General features: G+C 57.3%; 16 protein-coding genes. 13 read left to right on the plus strand and 3 right to left on the minus strand.

What is annotated here, in order from left to right; genetic code table 11:
- The first annotated feature begins 7 nt into the window (after positions 1-7).
- Positions 8-916: a tRNA (adenosine(37)-N6)-dimethylallyltransferase MiaA gene (miaA, locus tag ABJK70_RS02725; RefSeq protein ID WP_156879464.1), complete on the plus strand. Its 909-nt coding sequence runs from the start codon at positions 8-10 to the stop codon at positions 914-916.
- A gap of 80 nt (positions 917-996) precedes the next feature.
- On the opposite strand, the gene ABJK70_RS02730 is transcribed toward miaA, so the two are convergent.
- A complete protein-coding gene (locus ABJK70_RS02730; protein WP_347257359.1) occupies positions 997-2,118 on the minus strand; it encodes a PilT/PilU family type 4a pilus ATPase in 1,122 nt (373 codons plus the stop codon).
- Between the two features lie 17 nt (positions 2,119-2,135).
- On the minus strand, positions 2,136-3,170 hold the full coding sequence (locus tag ABJK70_RS02735) for a type IV pilus twitching motility protein PilT (RefSeq protein ID WP_156879429.1): 1,035 nt from the start codon (positions 3,168-3,170) through the stop codon (positions 2,136-2,138).
- 88 nt (positions 3,171-3,258) lie between these two features.
- On the opposite strand from ABJK70_RS02735, the gene ABJK70_RS02740 reads away from it, so the two are divergent.
- From ABJK70_RS02740 to ABJK70_RS02760, 5 genes are all read left to right on the plus strand, one after another.
- Positions 3,259-3,984 (plus strand): YggS family pyridoxal phosphate-dependent enzyme, encoded by a 726-nt coding sequence (locus tag ABJK70_RS02740; RefSeq protein ID WP_347257360.1) that lies wholly within the window; start codon positions 3,259-3,261, stop codon positions 3,982-3,984.
- A gap of 89 nt (positions 3,985-4,073) precedes the next feature.
- Positions 4,074-4,898 carry a pyrroline-5-carboxylate reductase gene (proC, locus tag ABJK70_RS02745; RefSeq protein WP_347257361.1) on the plus strand — a complete coding sequence of 275 codons (825 nt, stop codon included), beginning with the start codon at positions 4,074-4,076 and terminating at the stop codon, positions 4,896-4,898.
- Between the two features lie 2 nt (positions 4,899-4,900).
- Positions 4,901-5,476, plus strand: a complete 576-nt coding sequence (locus tag ABJK70_RS02750; RefSeq protein WP_077729820.1) for a YggT family protein — start codon at positions 4,901-4,903, stop codon at positions 5,474-5,476.
- A gap of 1 nt (position 5,477) precedes the next feature.
- A complete protein-coding gene (locus ABJK70_RS02755) occupies positions 5,478-5,777 on the plus strand; it encodes a DUF167 family protein (RefSeq protein WP_077729819.1) in 300 nt (99 codons plus the stop codon).
- A gap of 82 nt (positions 5,778-5,859) precedes the next feature.
- A complete protein-coding gene (locus ABJK70_RS02760; RefSeq protein ID WP_077729818.1) occupies positions 5,860-7,845 on the plus strand; it encodes a dynamin family protein in 1,986 nt (661 codons plus the stop codon).
- Here the strand turns inward: ABJK70_RS02760 and trmB are convergent.
- Positions 7,842-8,459: a tRNA (guanosine(46)-N7)-methyltransferase TrmB gene (gene trmB, locus ABJK70_RS02765; RefSeq protein WP_347257362.1), complete on the minus strand. Its 618-nt coding sequence runs from the start codon at positions 8,457-8,459 to the stop codon at positions 7,842-7,844. The two genes, ABJK70_RS02760 and trmB, sit on opposite strands and share 4 nt — an antisense overlap.
- Positions 8,460-8,758: 299 nt before the next feature.
- Between trmB and ABJK70_RS02770 the strand changes: the two genes are divergently transcribed.
- From ABJK70_RS02770 to ABJK70_RS02800, 7 genes are all read left to right on the plus strand, one after another.
- Positions 8,759-10,186 (plus strand): hypothetical protein, encoded by a 1,428-nt coding sequence (locus tag ABJK70_RS02770; RefSeq protein WP_347257363.1) that lies wholly within the window; start codon positions 8,759-8,761, stop codon positions 10,184-10,186.
- 1,516 nt (positions 10,187-11,702) lie between these two features.
- Positions 11,703-11,978: a hypothetical protein gene (locus ABJK70_RS02775; RefSeq protein WP_086135061.1), complete on the plus strand. Its 276-nt coding sequence runs from the start codon at positions 11,703-11,705 to the stop codon at positions 11,976-11,978.
- A 537-nt stretch (positions 11,979-12,515) separates the two neighbouring features.
- Positions 12,516-12,995, plus strand: a complete 480-nt coding sequence (locus tag ABJK70_RS02780; RefSeq protein WP_347257364.1) for a formate dehydrogenase subunit gamma — start codon at positions 12,516-12,518, stop codon at positions 12,993-12,995.
- Entirely contained in the window at positions 12,992-14,542 is a 1,551-nt protein-coding gene (locus ABJK70_RS02785; RefSeq protein WP_347257365.1) for an NADH-quinone oxidoreductase subunit NuoF, read from the plus strand. The genes ABJK70_RS02780 and ABJK70_RS02785 overlap by 4 nt, the downstream gene beginning before the upstream one ends.
- A 72-nt stretch (positions 14,543-14,614) precedes the next feature.
- The gene (gene fdhF, locus ABJK70_RS02790; protein ID WP_347257366.1) at positions 14,615-17,461 is read left to right on the plus strand and encodes a formate dehydrogenase subunit alpha; all 2,847 of its coding nucleotides are present in this window, start codon (positions 14,615-14,617) and stop codon (positions 17,459-17,461) included.
- 9 nt (positions 17,462-17,470) lie between these two features.
- Positions 17,471-18,301, plus strand: a complete 831-nt coding sequence (gene fdhD, locus ABJK70_RS02795) for a formate dehydrogenase accessory sulfurtransferase FdhD (RefSeq protein ID WP_077729811.1) — start codon at positions 17,471-17,473, stop codon at positions 18,299-18,301.
- 44 nt (positions 18,302-18,345) lie between these two features.
- Positions 18,346-18,591, plus strand: coding sequence for a formate dehydrogenase subunit delta (locus ABJK70_RS02800; RefSeq protein ID WP_086135066.1), 246 nt, complete (start codon positions 18,346-18,348; stop codon positions 18,589-18,591).
- Positions 18,592-19,064 lie beyond the last annotated feature (473 nt).

Below are 19,064 nucleotides of genomic sequence, written 5' to 3' on the forward strand. Positions count from 1 at the left end.
CGCCCTGATGGGGCCGACCGCCTCGGGCAAAACGCGGCTGGCCATCGAATTGGCCAAGACGCTGGACGGAGAAGTGATCAGCGTCGATTCCGCACTGGTTTACCGGGGCATGGACATCGGCACCGCCAAGCCGAGCTTGGAGGAAAGGGCAGGCATTCCGCACCATCTGATCGACATTCTTGATCCAGCCGAATCCTATTCCACCGGGCGTTTTCGGGACGAGGCGCTCGCGGCGATGCAGGACATAACAAGCCGCGGCAAGCTGCCGATTCTCGCCGGCGGCACGATGCTGTACTTCAACGCCTTGTTTTACGGGCTTTCGAGTCTGCCCGCTGCCGATCCCGAGATTCGGCGGCAGATCGACGAGGAAGCGGCGAGGGTCGGCTGGGCGAAACTGCACGAGGAACTCGGTCGAATCGACCCGGAAGCTGCGCTTCGCATTCATCCCAACGATCCCCAGCGCATCCAGCGGGCCCTGGAGGTATACCACGCGACCGGGGTTCCGCTGTCCGTGCTGTGCGCCGAGACCCGATCGCCGCCTTTGCCGTTCGATCTGATCAAACTCATCGTCGCGCCGGCAAGCCGCGAGGCCCTGCATGAACGGATTCGCCAGCGCTTCTTGACCATGATCGAAGGCGGATTTATCGACGAAGTCCGCGCCTTGCACGAACGGGACGATCTCCACGCCGATCTGCCCTCCATTCGCGCCGTCGGCTATCGACAGGTCTGGGCTTATCTCGAGGGCGAATACGACCGCGGTACCATGATCGAGCGCGGTATTATCGCCACCCGCCAATTCGCCAAGCGGCAGTTCACCTGGCTGAGGCGTGAGAGGGATGCGCTACGGTATGCCAGCGAGGACGAGAGGTTGGTGGAGTCCGTATTGCGAGACGTGACGGCCCGCCTGAAGCGGTAGAGCGGGGAAGGACGAGCGTCGCATCCGTCTCGCGTACTGATCAGAACGCAGGTAAAGGGCGTGGAGTTTTTATGAGGAGGTCAATTGTCGTCCGCGATGGACATGGTGTCATGCCGGCCCGCATATTTCTCGAGGTTGCCTTCCTCGCCCAGCTTGATCATCAGTCTGACTTCGTTTTTCGAATCCGCGGCATGTAGGGCATCCTCGTACGTGATCTTTCCGGCCTTGTACAGATCGTACAAGGCTTGATCGAAGGTTTGCATACCCTGTTCCCGCGAATGTTTCATCAGTTCCTTCAGCTTATGTACCTCGCCTTTTCGGATGAGATCTGAAGCGAGCGGGGTGTTCAAGAGAATTTCCACCGCCGGATACCGTCCCTTGCCATCGGCCCTGCGAATGAGCTGTTGAGCGATGATGCCCCGAAGGTTGAGGGATAGATCCATGAATAGCTGCGGGTGCATCTCTTCAGGAAAAAAGTGAAGGATTCGGTCCAACGCCTGATTAGCGTTGTTGGCGTGCAGTGTGCTTAGGCAGAGATGGCCCGTCTCGGCGAAAGTGATGGCATGCTGCATCGTCTCGCGGGTCCGGATTTCTCCGATCAGAATAACGTCGGGTGCCTGCCGCAGCGTATTCTTGAGCGCCACCTCGTAGGATTCGGTATCGATCCCGACCTCGCGCTGGGTGACGATGCAGCCGGCATGCGGATGCACATATTCCAGCGGATCTTCGATCGTGATGATATGCCCGCTCGAATGCTCGTTCCGATGTTTGATGATGGCGGCCAGCGATGTGGATTTTCCCGTTCCGGTCGCACCGACGAACAGGATCAAGCCGCGTTTGGTCATCGATAATTCATTGAGGATCGGCGGCAGATTCAGATCATCGACTGTCGGAATGTTCGTTTCGATCCGCCGCAACACCATTCCGGCGGTGTCTCTTTGGATGAAGGCGCTGACGCGGAAGCGGCCTAGGCCGGGCGATGAAATCGCGAAATTGCACTCCTTGGTATTCTCGAATTCGTCGCGCTGGCGTTGGTTCATGACCCCGATAACGATCTGCCGCGCCTGCTCTTTGCTCAGCTTGGCGTTCGATATCGGCTGAATGACGCCGTCGATCTTCATGCACGGTTCTTTATTGGTGGTGATGAAGAGGTCGGACGCTTTTTTCTGCGTCATCAGCATGAGCAAGGATTCGAAGTCCACGAGCTTGTTCTCCGGCTTTAGAATGCGGCTTTATTGACGGCTTTGACCCGAGCGGCGGCACGCGCCACGACGCCTTTTTCGACCAGTTCCTGCAAGTGCTGGTCGAGCGTTTGCATGCCGTCCTTGCGCCCGGTCTGGATGGCCGAGTACATCTGTGCGACCTTGTCTTCGCGGATGAGGTTGCGGATCGCCGGCGTGCCCACCATGATCTCCCAGGCCGCCGTGCGTCCGCCGCCGTTTTTCTTGAGCAGAGTCTGGGAGATCACGGCCTGCAGGGATTCGGACAGCATCGACCGAATAATGCCTTTTTCGGCGGCCGGGAAAACGTCGATGACGCGGTCTATGGTCTTGGCAGCCGAGTTGGTGTGCAGGGTACCGAAAACCAAGTGACCGGTTTCGGCGGCGGTCAATGCGAGGCGGATGGTTTCCAGGTCGCGCATTTCGCCGACCAGAATCACGTCGGGGTCTTCGCGCAGAGCCGAGCGCAAGGCTTCGTTGAAACCCAAAGTATCCCGGTGAACTTCGCGTTGGTTGATCAACGATTTTTTGCTGGAGTGCACAAACTCGATGGGGTCTTCAATCGTCAGGATATGGGAATACTGGTTCGAGTTGATGTGGTCGATCATCGCGGCGAGGGTGGTCGATTTGCCCGATCCGGTGGGCCCGGTGACCACGATCAGGCCGCGAGGGTGCATGGTAACGTCCTGGAAAAATTTGGGGCAACCCAGTTCCTCCAATGTCAAAACCTTGGACGGAATGGTTCGAAATACCGCCGCCGCGCCCCGGTCCTGGTTGAACGAGTTGACACGAAATCGCGCGACGCCGGGGAGCTCGAACGAAAAGTCGGTCTCCAGAAACTCCTCGTAATCGCGCCGCTGCTTGTCGTTCATGATGTCGTAGATCAGCGCGTGCACCTCTTTGTGGTCGAGCGCCGGCACATTGATGCGGCGTATGTCGCCATCCACGCGGATCATCGGCGGAAGTCCGGCGGACAAATGCAGGTCGGATGCATTGTTCTTGACGGAGAAAGCGAGCAGTTCGGCGATATCCATGGATTCTCTTCTGTAATGGCTCTTGTGTAAGCGTTGGTCGGTAGATACCCTTACCCTCCGGTCAAGTATAGACAAACGTATCAGCAACATGAGGAGTCAAATACAACAGCGCCTGGACGCCGTACGCGAGCGAATTCGACTCGCGGAGACGGCAGCCGGTCGATGCCGGGGCTCGGTTCGGCTGATCGCCGTAAGCAAGACTCAGCCTGCGGAGGCGATTGCCGCCGCTTATTACTGCGGTCAGCGGGAGTTCGGGGAGAACTACGTTCAAGAGGCTCTGGCCAAGCAAGATAAGTTGGCGCATTACGATATCGGCTGGCATTTCATCGGACCCATTCAATCCAACAAAACCAGGTCGATCGCGGCTCGTTTTTCCTGGGTACATAGCGTCGACCGATTCAAGATCGCGGAGCGCCTGAGCGATCAGCGTCCCGAAGAGCTGCCGCCGCTCAACATCTGCATTCAAGTCAACGTCAGCGGAGAAGCGACGAAATCGGGCGTTGCCCCGGAGGAGCTCGACGGGTTGGTCGAAGCGATCGCGGAACTGCCTAGGCTTCGTGTCCGCGGGCTTATGGCCATTCCGGCCCCGACGGACACGATCGACCTTCAGCGCGCATCGTTCCGGAGCTTGCGGCAAGCCGCGGAACGCTTGGGCCACCTTGGGCTCGATACGCTGTCCATGGGGATGTCCGACGACCTCGAAGCGGCGGTCATGGAAGGTTCGACGATGGTACGTATCGGCACGGCGCTGTTCGGGCCGAGGTCAAGCCGTGACATAGCCGTGCTCGATGCCGGGAGCGTTTCGGACGGCTGAGGAACACTTGTCGGCTTACACGGCGAACGGGACGTTTTTGGGGCCGTGTCTCGGTTAGAATACGTCCGTTGGTTCGGAGATGATTTCAAATGAAAAAGCAAACTTTAGGATTTATCGGCGCCGGAAATATGGCGAGCAGCCTGATCGGCGGTCTCATTTCGGATGGCTATCCGGCGGACAATATTTTCGTGTCGGACGTCGACACCGCGAAGCTGAAGGATTTGGCCAGCCGTTTCGGCGTCCATACGTTCGAAGATAACAAATCCTTGGTCGAGCGCTCCCAGACCGTGTTGCTGGCCGTTAAACCGCAGATTCTTGAACAGGTGGCTCGAGAAATTGCCGGCCCCGTGCGGCAACGCGGCCCCCTGATGATCAGCATCGCCGCGGGTGTTCGCGAGGCCGCCCTGGACCACTGGCTGGGTGGCGGCGCGAGCATCGTGCGCTGTATGCCCAATACTCCGGCGCTCGTGAAAACGGGGGCTACCGCATTGCACGCGAACGATCGAGCGAGCGCCGAACATAGAAGTGTGGCGGAAGCGATAGTCCGTGCCGTCGGCATCGCAGTGTGGGTAGAAAAGGAAGAGCTCCTGGATTTGGTGACGGCGCTTTCCGGAAGCGGACCCGCTTACTTTTTTCTGTTCATGGAGGCCATGGAGGATGCGGCGACCGAAATGGGAATGGACAAAGCTACGGCGCGGCTTCTTACCCAGCAGACGGCGCTTGGTGCGGCGCGCATCGCCATAGAATCCGAAGACGGTCCGGCGGAATTGAGAAGAAGGGTTACCTCGCCCGGCGGTACTACGGAAAAGGCAATAGAGGTATTCGAGCGCGGAAGCCTTCGTAGCCTCGTGCTTGACGCCATGAAGGCGGCAAATGCGCGGGCGGCAGAATTGTCCAAGCAACTGGGAGGTTGACGATGTCTCCGGATTTTCTGGTGAATCCCGCTGTTTTTCTGATCGATACGCTCTTCAGTCTTTATATATTCGCGATACTGCTGCGGTTCTTGTTTCAGTGGGTCGATGCGGATTACTACAATCCGATTTCCCAGTTCTTGATCAAGATCACGCACCCGCCGCTTCGCATGTTCCGCCGCTTTATTCCGTCCGTCGGCCGCGTCGACACGGCTTCGCTCGTCTTGATGCTGGGGCTGCAAATGCTGAGCGGCTATCTGATATTCGTGCTTCAGGATACGCGGATCACATTTGCGGCATTGAGTCTGTGGGCTGTCGTGCAGCTCTTGGATTTGCTGTTCAATGTCTATTTTTTCGCCATCATCATCCGTGCGGTCCTGAGTTGGGTCAGTCCAGGGAGCTATAACCCCGCGGTTTCCCTCCTTTACAGCCTTACCGAGCCGCTGCTTCGCTTCAGCCGTCGGCTTTTGCCGCCGATAGGGGGTATCGATCTCTCGCCGTTGATCCCCTTGATCGGCATACAACTCGCCAAAATGCTTGTGCTGCCCCCGCTGCAGCAACTCACGAATCTGCTGAACTGACTTGAGCGATTGGTATACCTGGGACGGCCAGGCACTGGTGCTGAACGTCCACGTACAACCTCGCGCCGGTAAGGACGAGATTGCGGGTTTGCATGGCGATCGGCTCAAGATCCGCATCAAAGCGCCGCCTGTCGACGGCAAAGCAAACCGTTATCTAATCGACTTCCTGGCAGACGTTTTCGGCGTCGCCAAACGCGATGTGGTTTTGCTGGCCGGTGAAACCGGCCGGGATAAGCGGTTCAAAATCTGCTCTCCAAAACGCTGGCCGGCATGGTGGGCAGAGCTCTCGAAAATGGACTGAATTTTGAATTGGTCTAAACTTCATCCCAACTGTCCCCAGAATTGCACTTTATTCCACTAGACGATCGGGTCGAGAGTCGGAGATGAGCATCATTCATTTAGAAGACAAGCTGCGAGGCTACGGCCAGTGGCGTGAGCAACTGAGCCAGGCGGTTGAGCGATATCGTTCCTGGCTTGATCAGCATGAATTGAACAGCGATGCCGTAAATGAAACTCTTCTGGGCATGCTCGACAGCTTGCGCGCGGATCGTATTGTGCTTGCCTTCGCCGCCGAATTTTCGCGAGGCAAGACCGAGCTCATTAACGCTTTGTTTTTCTCGGATACCGGTGTTCGGCTTTTGCCATCATCTCCCGGAAGAACAACCATGTGTCCGACGGAGATCTTTTACGACCCCGAAGGCGGTGCCTATATCCGACTCTTGGCGATCGAGAGCCGTCTGAACCAGGCATCGCTCAGCGAATACAAGCGACACCCGCAGAGTTGGATGCAGATCGAATTGGATTGCACCTCGCCGGTGCAAATGCAGGAAGCATTTCAAGAGCTGACCGCAACCAAGCGTGTGCCGCTCGAAGAAGCGAAGCAGCTCGGTCTGTACAACGAAGATCTTCATCCGGGACAGGTGGTGGCGCCGGAGACCGTCGAGATTCCGTGCTGGCGTCACGCATTGATCAGTTTTCCGCATTACCTCTTAAAGGAAGGCCTTACCATTCTGGACACACCCGGTCTCAACGCACTCGGGGCGGAACCCGAGTTGACCTTGCACATGCTGCCCAGCGCTCAAGCGGTTATCTTCGTGCTTGCAGCGGATACCGGGGTTACCAAGAGCGATCTGGATATGTGGTGCAACCATGTTCGGGGTTCCCGCCAAGGCCAGCAGAAAAGAAGCGGTCTGGCGGTGGTCATGAACAAGATCGATTCGATGTGGGGGGATTTGCACGGAGACGACGTCATCGAGAAATCGATTCGCGCCCAAATCGACTCAGTTGCCAGAACTTTGGAAGTCGACGCGAGCTCGATTTTTCCCTTGACCGCCAAACAGGCTTTGCTTGCCAAAGTGAAGGGCGACCAAGAACTCCTGGAAAAAAGCCGTCTCCATCTTTTTGAGAGTTTCTTGGCCGAAAAAGTGGTAAAGGAGAGGCAGAATCTGCTGATGACGTCGGTCACCGAGAGGATCGGCCATTTGGTTACCGAATCGACCGGTGTACTGCAGGCCCATATAGCGGATGCCGAGCGCCAGATCAACGATCTCCGCAATGTCGATGTCAATAATCGGGACAAGATCAAGCAGCTGATGACCGAGACCCGAGACCAGCAAAATGCTTATTTGGCCAGCGTAAACCAATTTCAGGCGAGCCGACGGGTGTTCGCGGTGCAGGCCAAGGCTTTGGTCGAGTCCCTGGCGCCGGAAAGCATCGATGAGATTATCAAGCGAACTCGGCGGCAGATGGCCGGAAGTCTGACGACGATCGGGATGAAATCGGTCATGGCGGGAGTGCTCGAGGAGTTGAACGGCGTGCTTGTCAAAGCCGTGTCGATCTCTGAGGAAAGTCGAAAACTGGTGAAAGGGATATACGGAAAATTCCAGGAGGAATATGGCTTTGCCGATCTCAAGGCGCCGTCGCTCTCGCTCAAGAAATATCAGGCCGAACTGGAGCGGGTATTCAAGGAAGGGGAGGCTTTCAGAGACAGTGCTTCGTCAACCTTGATGGAGCAGAGCATGGTTGTGGTAAAGCTTTATACAACGGTTGTCGCCCGCGCCCGAGAGCTTTTTCTGCACGCACACAAGGATGCGGTGGGTTGGTCCGGCATGGCCCTTACGCCGCTTATCCATCAAATTCGGGATCATAAACGCGTAATCGAAAGCAAGCTGGACGTATTGCGCAAGATCAACGAATCCAGTCACTCCTTGGATCAGGAGATCGCCGCGCTCACCCAGGCTTTGGAGCCGCTCCGTCGGCAATACGATGAACTCCTGGCCATACGGCAAGCGATGCAGCTGGATGACGTACAGCCAGAGGTCGAGGCGGAGGAGGAGCCGTTCCAACCCGCGGAAGCAGTGGCCGGCTAAAGATCGTCTGCTCGCCGGATAAAAATCAAATCCCATACGCCGTGTCCGAGCTCTTGTCCGCGGCGTTCGAATTTGGTCAACGCTCTGTGCGTCGGGCGAGGGGAAAACTTGCTCCCGCCTGCGGTGTTTTCAAGACGATCGCAATGTTCGAGCACGTCCAGCATGTGCTGAGCATAATCTTCCCAGTCCGTGGCGGCATGAAAATAGCCACCGTACTTGAGCTTCCGCGCTACGAGGCTGATAAATTCCGGGTTGACCAGTCGGCGTTTGTGGTGGCGCTTTTTGGGCCACGGATCCGGGAAAAACAAGTTCACGCCCGAAAGGCTTCCGTCAGCGATCTGATTTGTCAGGATGTCGACAGCGTCGGCGCAAAAAATACGCACATTATTTAGTTCGCGTTCTTTTAGGCGCGCCAGCAACTGCGCGACGCCAGGTCGGTGGACTTCTACGCCTATGAAGTTGGTCTGCGGCTGGTCGCCGGCGAGTTGTGCCAGAGTTTCGCCGTTACCGAAGCCGATTTCGACGACCAGAGGCGCGCCCCGGCCGAAAATCGCCTCGAAATCGGGGGGCGTATCGGCGACATTTAGTCCATAGATGGGCCAAAGAGCCTCCATGGCTCTCCGTTGCGCTACGGTGAATCGACCTTGGCGGAGAGTGAAGCTGCGGATGGAACGGTGGTGCGAATCACTGTCTTGGACCGAGTTGTTCGAGCCGGAATTAACGGACGCGTTTAGGCTGTCGTTCATGGGCAGGATGCCTGATTTCGAATTTGTTCGGAAGTGCGGAACCGAAAAGATGGAAGAACTCGACCGACTATTTTAGCGGAGCCGGCCTCGACTCGTGCTCCTGTTCCGCCGCATAAATAGGTGAGAATTATAAAATGGTATCCATGCTTGACGGACCAAAAAATACGATGGATTTTCCGGTATTAATCGAACTTTATCGGTCGACATTCGTAGGCGTCATTCAAGATCGCTTTCGCTACATGTTGGACGATTTGAATCTAGCGACGGCTGTTCAAAACATCGAAAGCTTCGATTCGACATTACAGGATCATCTTGCCGACGTGTGGACAACTCTTCACCTTGATCAAGAGGTCGTTTCGGAAAGTCTTAGCCAGGAATTGCTGGGTTCTTTTGCGCGTTTTTCGGATCAACAGGATGCCGGCAAGCAGAACTCTAGCGCGGACGCCGGTGACCGTGCATGGCAGACCGGCCAAATACCAGGCTATCGGCGGACATTTGCGGTGGACGAGCATCTGGCCCGTGGGGTTCGGGACGTCGAACTCCAACACGGTCAAAGTATTCGTCGTCTCGATGAAACCTACGCCGAGGTAGTCGGCCGAGCGCTTGATTCATTACCGGCCACACCCTGGAGCCCCGTCGCGATATTGGATGCGTTGTCAGCGGTTCTCGATCGGATCGAGGTTCCGATTCATCAAAAAGTGCGCCTAGTATTGTACGAAAAATTCATCAAAGACGTTCTGAGACACCTTGGCGAAGCATGCCTCGCATTTCGGCATGCTTTGAACGAACACAAAAGTAAAAGTGACGCGCGCGGCACGCCTGCCCGTGCGAAGGAGTTGAAGCCGCCGTTCGCCGACAGAATTGTGCCCGAGGAAAAGGCGATTTGGGATGCGGTCGGTTACGGGGCTGGCCCGATAAGCCCAAGCCCAAAGAAGCGCGGCGAAACCGAATATGAGGAGGAAACGGCTACCGCGCCGGCGGAGTGCCGTGAGGGTGGGTCTCAAAAGCCATGGTTCCGCCGTTACGCTCACGTGCTTGCTTCTTTGCTCCTGACCATATTGCTTGCGACCGCGGCTTGGCAGCTGGGTACACGGTTTGCCGAGCATCGGCACGGACGTGTCGCGCAAGACGAAGCTCGCCGGCAGACCGAATCGGCGAGCTTGGATGAAAAAGCCCTGCTTCGGGAGAGTACGTCGACTAGCATCGGCGAAGGGATCACGCCGCCGGATGGTTCATCGCCCGAACTCACCAAGGAAGAATCCGTGCAGCCCCCGACCGGTTCCGACACGCGTGCGAAATACGAAATCCTACGCGCGATCGAGCTGACGGATTTTAGCTGGACTTTAGATCCAGCAGACAAAACGATGTTGTTCGATTTTTCTATCAAGAACGGCAGTGAACGGCGAATCAGCGGAATCGAAGTGGTTTGTCTTCAGTATTCCAAGGATCTGGAGCTTTTGGAGCCTCTAAAAGCCGTATTATCGGGAACGATCGAACCGAACACGACTCGAACCTTTTTGCAAATTCCTGCGGGACTTGCGAATGACAGCGTCGGTCGGGTCAGTTGTGTGATTCCGGACGTAAACCTGGAATAAGTGTTTGTGTCCGACAGCCAACTGAAAGCGGCCTCAGTTCTACTATTCGCATGCAGTCTACCGAACAGCTCATATCGCAGTGGTAAAATGGTCCGGGATGGACGTTTGAGATGCAGCAATCGTTGATGTCCACGTCGCTTTTTGCGCGTCCGGCGCTAATTCCAACGTTCTGTCACGAAAGGCACATCTGTGGATAACGTGCGCCTGCGGATGAGAAGCCTTCAGTGAGCGGTAGCGGTGGCATAGCGCCACTGGGGCGGAAGCGTTTGAATTCCCCCGCCGGCGGCAGGCTGAATCGCTACGGTCGCTTGTAAGTATCCGAACGATTGCGAGCAGTCGTCGACCGTTTCCTGCTCGCAATCATCCGGGCTTGTTCGCATTGTTTCCAGTGAGCGGACGAGAAAGCTTCTCGTTTAAGGTGTCGTATTGCTTTCTGGCGATGGGGGCGGCGTGACGGGCACCACTTCCGTTTGGTTCGGTTTAGGCAGATCGGAATCCGGGGCCGGAGTCGGAGCGGTTAACTCCTTTGGCGGCATGCTGGGTTGTTGCTCGGATCGCTCGCATCCCATCAGCAACAAGGGTAGAGCCAAGAAAATAGGGTGTGCTGTCCTAAGTAGTTGCCGTACTTTCATAAGTGTCTCCCAAAGTTATCGAGGGTAGAGAATTTAGGCTTGTCGACTTGGCCTAAGCGATAACCAGCAAAACCTATGCCAGATCTAATTGGGAGGGCATGGTCGACATGGATAGGAAATCCATAAATGCAAGGTACGGGTGCGAGACCCGAGTTACCGCGGCGTTGATCGAAAAGAACTGCCGCTGATCACCAGAGACTTTAGCTGTGGGGCCGGTGGTGGATGGAGGCGCCTCGTTTGTGGAAATGACGCCACTGCACGACGTCCGCTGTCGGGGGCGGTTTCAGCGCGAACCGCCAACCGGTGCTCAAGCCGCAGCCGAGGGAAATCCATCGGCAATGGGGGAAACCGGTCGTTCCATGCCGATTGCGTAGTCATACTTTTAGGAACCCCGGTTCCCAACGGCAGCGGAGAATTGGCAACAGGTATTCCCCTCGCGCGGGGGCGCAGGGCCGATTTTGTGCGCTCGACCAGTTCCGAGTAATGGTCAAATTTTGCCGGCCCGTCAACTTTCGAGCATAACTCCCAGTTCCAACTGGGCCAAGAGTCGGACGTAGTTCTGCGATGTTCGACACCTGGTACAGAGGAGGCTTTATGAGGCGGCTCCCCTCGTTTCCGGCGGCTTTTTTACAATCCCCCGGCCTTTTGAAGGCCTTTCGACGCGCCCGTTTTCATTGTTCCCACAGGCACCCGAGTTGAATCTTGTGTCCATCCACAATCGCTCTGTGACTGTAGTCGCAGAACGACGGTTTTCGTGAAGAATATTCGAAGTTCGCCATATTATTTCCAATAATCATAAAGTTGTTGCATTGGCCCTGGTCTTGCTTGGAGGTGTCGTTGTGGCTCCGACCATACTGCCTCTAACCATCAAAAGGAGTGTATCCATGGCTACAAAATCTACGTTGAGCCTTCTGGCCGCTGTTATTTCGCTATCCTTCGGTACGGCCTACGCGTTCCGCGACGCGGGCGACCCCGCGGTGCCCGGCGCCACCACTCCCCAGCCCGAGGAACAGTCAACTGAGAGATCGCTAACCAAGAAAGACGCCCTGGCCAATGGGGTCCCGGAGGAGATATTCAACATGGCTGACACGAACAAGGATGACAAGCTCGATGCCGAGGAAATCACCGCGTATAACGAGAAAGTAAGCAAGAAGCGCTGAGCTTCGGGGCGATAAGACGGCCGGGGCACCTGGACCCCGGCCGTCTTGTTTCAATCAGATCCTCCACACTCGCGGAACCTCGCTTTGTGCCGAACCGGTCGGTAAAAGACCAAGGTCATAATCGGCTTAATTTCGATGTCCGTGTCACCAGGGGTAGTAATCGTAATTCAATACTAAGCCGCAACTCGACTGCATCGGTCGAATCGGTCTCACCGATACCGCGCCTTCTCCATGTAGCCATATTACTCGGGCTGCACTGCGCGTTCCGATACGAACAGCGCTCGGGTGAGTACCAGCGACCTTAATCCAAACGCCTTCCTCTGTCCTGATCGCGTTTCATGACCGCCAACGAGGTTGTTGCTTTGCTGAAAAGCTTAGCAATTTAGTCAAGAAAGATATTGCAAAGCGACAACGAGCCTTTAAAATGTGCATATAGATGCATAAATTACTTTACTTTCTAAGTAGTGAGAGGGAATGGCGATTATCGAAGTTTGTGCGATTTCCACCCATTCTTAGAGGTAGTTGAGCGAGGGGCAAATGACAGAACACGAATGGGATCGGGAACACGTGCAGGAAATTATCCGCTGTGATAAGGATAAACCTGGTGCATTGTTGCCGATTCTGCACGGCATTCAAGACGCATTAGGGTATGTGCCACCGGACAGTGTCCCGCTGATCGCAGGGGAACTGAACCTTTCGCGCGCCGAAGTGCACGGCGTCATCAGCTTTTACCACTATTTCCGTAGCACGCCGCCGGGCAAGCGCACCATCTATCTGTGCCGGGCCGAATCCTGCCAAGCGATGGGTTCCGAGGCACTGGAAACTCATGCCAAGCAGCGGCTGAATATCGATTACCACGAAACGACCGGCGACGGGGCTTTCAGCCTGGAGCCCGTATATTGTCTCGGCAACTGCGCGTGTTCGCCATCGATCATGATCGATAAAGACGTATACGGACGCGTGACGTCCGAGACGTTCGACGAGATTATTGAAAATATGCAGGTTGATGCGCAATGACGACCGTTTACGTTTCTCGAGACTCCAGCGCGCTTTCCCTGGGCGCCGAGCAGGTCGCCGCCGCCATTCGGGCCGAAGCGGCCAAACGAAATATCGCTATCGATTTGGTTCGTAACGGCTCCCGTGGCATGTATTGGCTGGAGCCCCTGGTAGAAGTGGCTACCGAGGAAGGCCGGATAGCCTATGGGCCGGTGCGTATCGGCGACGTGCCTTCCTTATTCGAGGCGGGTTTTCTTCAGGGCGGTTCGCATTCCCTTTGCCTTGGGCCGACCGATGCCATTCCTTATTTCAAGAATCAGGAAAGGCTGACCTTTGCCCGCGTCGGGATCACCGATCCGGTCAGCCTGGACGACTATCTGGGTCATCAGGGCTTTCGCGGCTTACGCCGCGCTTTGGACATGGAGCCCTCTGCCATCGTTGACGAGGTCACCACCTCGGGGCTACGCGGACGCGGCGGTGCGGCTTTTCCGACCGGCATCAAATGGCGCACGGTGTTGAATACGGCATCGGACATAAAATACATCGTCTGCAACGCCGACGAGGGCGACTCGGGCACTTTCTCCGACCGTATGATCATGGAAGGGGACCCGTTAGTTCTGATCGAGGGCATGACCATCGCCGGGCTCGCGGTGGGTGCAACCCAGGGTTACATTTATCTGCGCGTCGAATATCCCCATGCCCATCGTGCGCTGAACGAGGCCATCGACGCTGCGTATCGGTCCGGTTACCTCGGAAAAGACATTCTGGGCAGCGGCAAGAGCTTCGATCTGGAAGTTCGTTTGGGCGCCGGAGCATATGTGTGCGGCGAGGAAACCTCGCTTCTCGAGAGCCTCGAAGGCAAGCGGGGACTGGTCCGCTTCAAGCCGCCGCTGCCGGCCATCGAAGGGCTGTTCGGACGGCCGACCGTCATCAACAACGTCATTTCGCTGGCTTCGGTGCCGATCATTCTCGACAAGGGCGGCGAATACTACCGTGATTTCGGCATGGGCCGCTCGCGCGGCACGCTGCCGATTCAATTGGCGGGCAACATCAAGCATCCGGGGTTGATCGAGAAGGCTTTCGGTATCACCTTACGGGAAATCCTTTACGACTATGGCGGCGGTTCCGCCACCGGAAGGCCGATTCGCGCGGTACAGGTCGGCGGGCCTTTGGGCGCGTACCTGCCGGAATCCCAGTTCGATACGCCGCTGGACTACGAAGCGTTTTCCGCCATTTGGGCGGTGCTCGGCCACGGCGGCGTGGTGGCCTTCGACGACACCGTCGACATGGCCAAGATGGCCCGCTACGGCATGGAATTCTGCGCCATCGAGTCCTGCGGCAAGTGTACGCCCTGCCGAATCGGGTCGACTCGCGGCATAGAAGTAATCGACAAGATCATTGAAGGCGTAGACCGGGAGAAAAACCTAGCGCTCCTCCGGGATCTTTCCGATACCCTCCTCAATGGATCGCTTTGTGCGTTGGGCGGCATGACGCCGTACCCGGTGTTGAGCGCTCTCAACCATTTTCCCGAGGATTTCGGCATTTCCACGGCAGACAAAGCTGCTTAGAAATAGGGTGCGTCGCCCGCCCCGAATGCTTTGCGGTGCGCAGTGCGCATCTTACGACTCAGGAGTCATCCCATGGCACTACGTGATAACGACTTCGGCACCCCCCCAAGCCAATCCGACAAGCTGGTCACCTTGGAAATTGACGGCTTCAGCGTGACCGTGCCCGAGGGCACATCGGTTCTCAGAGCGGCGGCCAGCATCGGCATCCAGATCCCGAAACTGTGCGCCACGGATAGCCTGGAACCTTTCGGTTCCTGCCGCTTATGCCTGGTGCAAATCGAGGGCGGACGAGGACTGCCCGCGTCCTGCACCACGCCGGTGGCGGAAGGCATGAAGGTCTGCACCCAGAACGAGCGATTGGCCAAAGTCCGCCGCGGGGTGATGGAACTGTACATTTCGGACCATCCGCTGGATTGCCTCACCTGTTCCGCCAATGGCAATTGCGAATTGCAGGATATGGCCGGCGCGGTGGGCCTCAGGGAAGTGCGTTATGGCTACGAGGGCGAGAACCATCTGAAGGCCGAAAAGGACACCAGCAACCCCTATTTTGCCTTCGATCCGGCCAAGTGCATCGTCTGCTCCCGTTGCGTGCGTGCCTGCGAAGAAGTGCAGGGTACCTTCGCCTTGACCCTGGACGGCCGGGGCTTCGACTCCAAGGTTTCGCCCGGGCAGAACCAGGCCTTCATGGAGTCCGAATGCGTTTCTTGCGGGGCCTGTGTACAGGCGTGTCCGACTGCGACGCTGATGGAAAAGTCCGTAATCGAGAAGGGCCAGCCGGAACACAGCATTGTCACCACCTGCGCCTATTGCGGCGTGGGCTGCTCGTTCAAGGCGGAAATGAAGGGAGCCGAGGTGGTGCGCATGGTGCCCAACAAGGATGGCCACGCCAATCACGGCCATTCCTGCGTCAAGGGACGTTTCGCCTTCGGCTATGCGACCCACAAGGATCGCATTACGACGCCCATGATTCGGAAAAGCATCAACGATCCATGGCAGGTCGTATCCTGGGAAGAAGCGATAAACTATGCCGCATCCGAGTTCAAGCGTATTCAGGCCCAGTACGGTCGCTATTCCGTGGGCGCCTTGACTTCCAGCCGTTGCACCAATGAGGAGACCTACCTGGTGCAGAAGCTGGTGCGCGCGGCTTTCGGCAACAATAACGTCGACACCTGCGCCCGGGTCTGCCACTCGCCCACCGGCTATGGCCTCAAGCAGACCTTGGGCGAGTCGGCCGGGACCCAGACTTTCGATTCGGTCATGAAGGCCGACGTCATCATGGTGATAGGCGCCAATCCCACCGATGGCCATCCGGTGTTCGGCTCGATGATGAAGCGCCGTATCCGCGAAGGCGCCAAGCTGATCGTGGCGGACCCGCGCGACATCGATCTGGTGAGATCCGCGCACGTGAAGGCCGATTACCATCTGAAACTGCGGCCCGGTACCAATGTGGCGCTGATCAACGCCTTGGCCCACGTGATTGTTGCTGAAGGCCTTTCAAACGACGCTTTCGCACTGGAGCGCTGCGAAACGGCCTCTTACGAGAAGTGGAAGTCCTTCGTCAGCGAAGAGCGCAACTCGCCTGAAGCGAGCGAATCGGTGACCGGCGTTCCGGCAGCGACGGTGCGCGCCGCGGCGAGGCTCTACGCCACCGGCGGCAATGCCGCGATTTACTACGGCCTCGGCGTTACCGAACACAGCCAGGGTTCCACCACAGTGATCGGCATCGCCAATTTGGCCATGGCGACCGGCAATATCGGACGGGAAGGCGTGGGCGTGAACCCCTTGCGCGGCCAGAACAACGTGCAGGGCTCCTGCGACATGGGTTCGTTCCCGCACGAATTCCCTGGCTATCGCCACGTCTCCGATTTCGAAACCCGCGCCCAGTTCGAATCGGCGTGGGGCGTAACCCTGGAATCCGAGCCGGGCTTGCGCATCCCCAATATGTTCGGCGCCGCGCTGGACGGAAGCTTCAAGGGGCTGTATTGCGAGGGTGAAGATATCGCGCAGTCCGATCCGGATACCCAGCATGTCCATGCCGCCCTCCGGGCCATGGAATGCGTGGTGGTGCAGGATTTGTTCTTGAATGAAACTGCGAAGTTCGCCCACGTGTTTCTGCCGGGCGCGTCGTTCCTGGAAAAGAACGGCACTTTCACCAATGCCGAACGGCGTATTTCCCCAGTCAGGAAAGTCATGCCGCCTTTGGCCGGCTACGAGGACTGGGAAGTAACCCAGTTGCTGTCGAATGCCTTGGGTTACCCCATGAACTATTCGCACCCGTCCGAGATCATGGATGAGATCGCGCGGCTGGTGCCGACTTTCACGGGCGTCAGCTTCGCCAAGCTCGACGAGCTGGGCAGCGTGCAATGGCCGTGCAACGAGAAAGCGCCGATCGGTACGCCGACCATGCACATCGACCAGTTCGTGCGCGGCAAAGGACGCTTCATGCTGACGGAATACGTGCCGACCCAGGAACGGACCAGCAGCCGTTATCCGCTGATCCTTACTACCGGCCGCATCCTGTCCCAATATAACGTGGGTGCGCAGACCCGCCGCACCATGAATTCGGTCTGGCATTCGGAGGATCGTCTGGAAATCCATCCGCACGATGCGGAACAACGCGGTATCAAGGACGGCGACTGGGTGGGCATCAAGAGCCGTTCGGGCGAAACCGTACTGAGGGCCACCCTCACCGAACGGGTGCAGCCGGGCGTGGTGTATACCACTTTCCACTTTCCGGAATCGGGCGCCAATGTCATTACTACAGACAATTCCGACTGGGCGACCAATTGTCCTGAATACAAGGTGACGGCGGTGCAAGTCACCAAAGTTTCCGGCCCCTCGGAATGGCAGCGCCGGTACCAGGAGTTCTCGGAGGAACAGTTGGCGTTGCTCGAGCAACGTACATCGGCCACCGGTTGAGACTGCGAGATGGCCGTTCTCGCCTCCGAATTGGGGTGGCCCAGTTATCGAGTCAGTCCGGTTGAGCGCTGGCATGGCGATAAACATGCCAATCAGGACGACTGTATCGCCGAGGAAGCTCCGATTGCCTTGATGTATAACGGCGAATCGCATGCCGTCATGCTGGCGACGCCTTTGGATCTGGAGGATTTCGCTCTGGGGTTCAGCCTTACTGAGGCTATCGTCGCGTCGCCGGGCGAGGTGGAGTCGATAAAGGTTTACCAGCGTTCCGAGGGAATCGAGGTGCGCCTACGCATTCCGGAGGCGCGTTGCGCGGGTGCCGCGGAGAAAGGGCGCAATCTCGCCGGACGGACCGGCTGCGGGCTTTGCGGTGCGCGCACGCTCCAACAGGCCATGCGCCGGCCGGGTCCGGTAGGGCAGGGTGTGCAAGTGTCGGCGCCGGAATTGATTCGGGTGCTCGCCGAACTCTCGGAGCATCAAAGGTTAAACCGTATCACTGGGGCGGTACACGCGGCGGCTTGGGCCGTGCCGGGACAAGGCATACAGTGGGTTCGCGAGGATATCGGCCGGCATAATGCGCTGGACAAGCTTATCGGCGCGCTGGCGCGGCAAGGTGTCGATTTCGGCAGTGGCTTCGTGGTGGTAACCAGCCGGGCCAGTTATGAGATGGTGCAGAAATGCGCGTCCGTCGGCATCGGTTTTCTGGCCGCGATCTCAGCGCCTACCGGACTCGCGGTGCGCTTGGCCGAAGATGCGGGGGTCACGCTGGTCGGATTTGCCCGTGGCGACAAGCATGTGGTTTACGCAAATCCGCAACGCCTGCTGCACAGCAAGGCCTGAGCGCTTAACGCCGCCAAGCCTTCAACCTCTCAAACAAGAAGATCATGAATATCGAAAATCTGGTAAAAATGGCCAATGACATCGGCAATTTTTTTAATGCCGAGCCGGACCGATCCATTGCGATACATGGCATCGCCGATCACATCCGGAAATTCTGGGACCCTAGAATGCGTAAAGCCATCATCGCTCACCATCGGGAAGGCGGGATCGGTCTGAGTGAATTGCCGCGAGCAGCTGTCGCCGAACTGGCGGATGAAACCGTATCGCTGAAGGAATCCGGCGACGGCTGAAGCTAGCCGATTGTTAATCAGGCCCGTAAATACCTTTCTGGCATTTCGGGCCGCCGTCCAAGCCGGTTTACACGCTTAGAGCGTTTTTCATCCCGGTGTACGGATTCGTGTGGGGCGGGAAGAACGTAGGTCGGCAATCCTTTCCCAATCGCAAACGGTCGCTTTAGTCGCGACCCTTCCGACAAAGCCCTTTGCCGAGCCAGTACGTCGGCAAGGGATTGCCGACCTACATATGGGGCTCCCTTACACCGAATCAGAAAATGCTATAGGCCTAGCTCGCGCGGCTTCTCGCCGCGCTAAGAAGCCCTGCCCCGGATAAACCCGGCCTATATTCTTAGACCGAGTCAATAAAAAGCGCCGGCTATTTGCTCAATGCTCGGCAGTCAGAGAATAAGGCTCCGGAGAAAGCTCAGAAGTACGGGCGAAGAGGAGGTCGGCCAGGAGGCGGGCAGAAGCCGGTGCCATGGCGAATC

Source organism: Methylocaldum sp. (assembly GCF_039794385.1).
Classification (GTDB): Bacteria; Pseudomonadota; Gammaproteobacteria; order Methylococcales; family Methylococcaceae; genus Methylocaldum.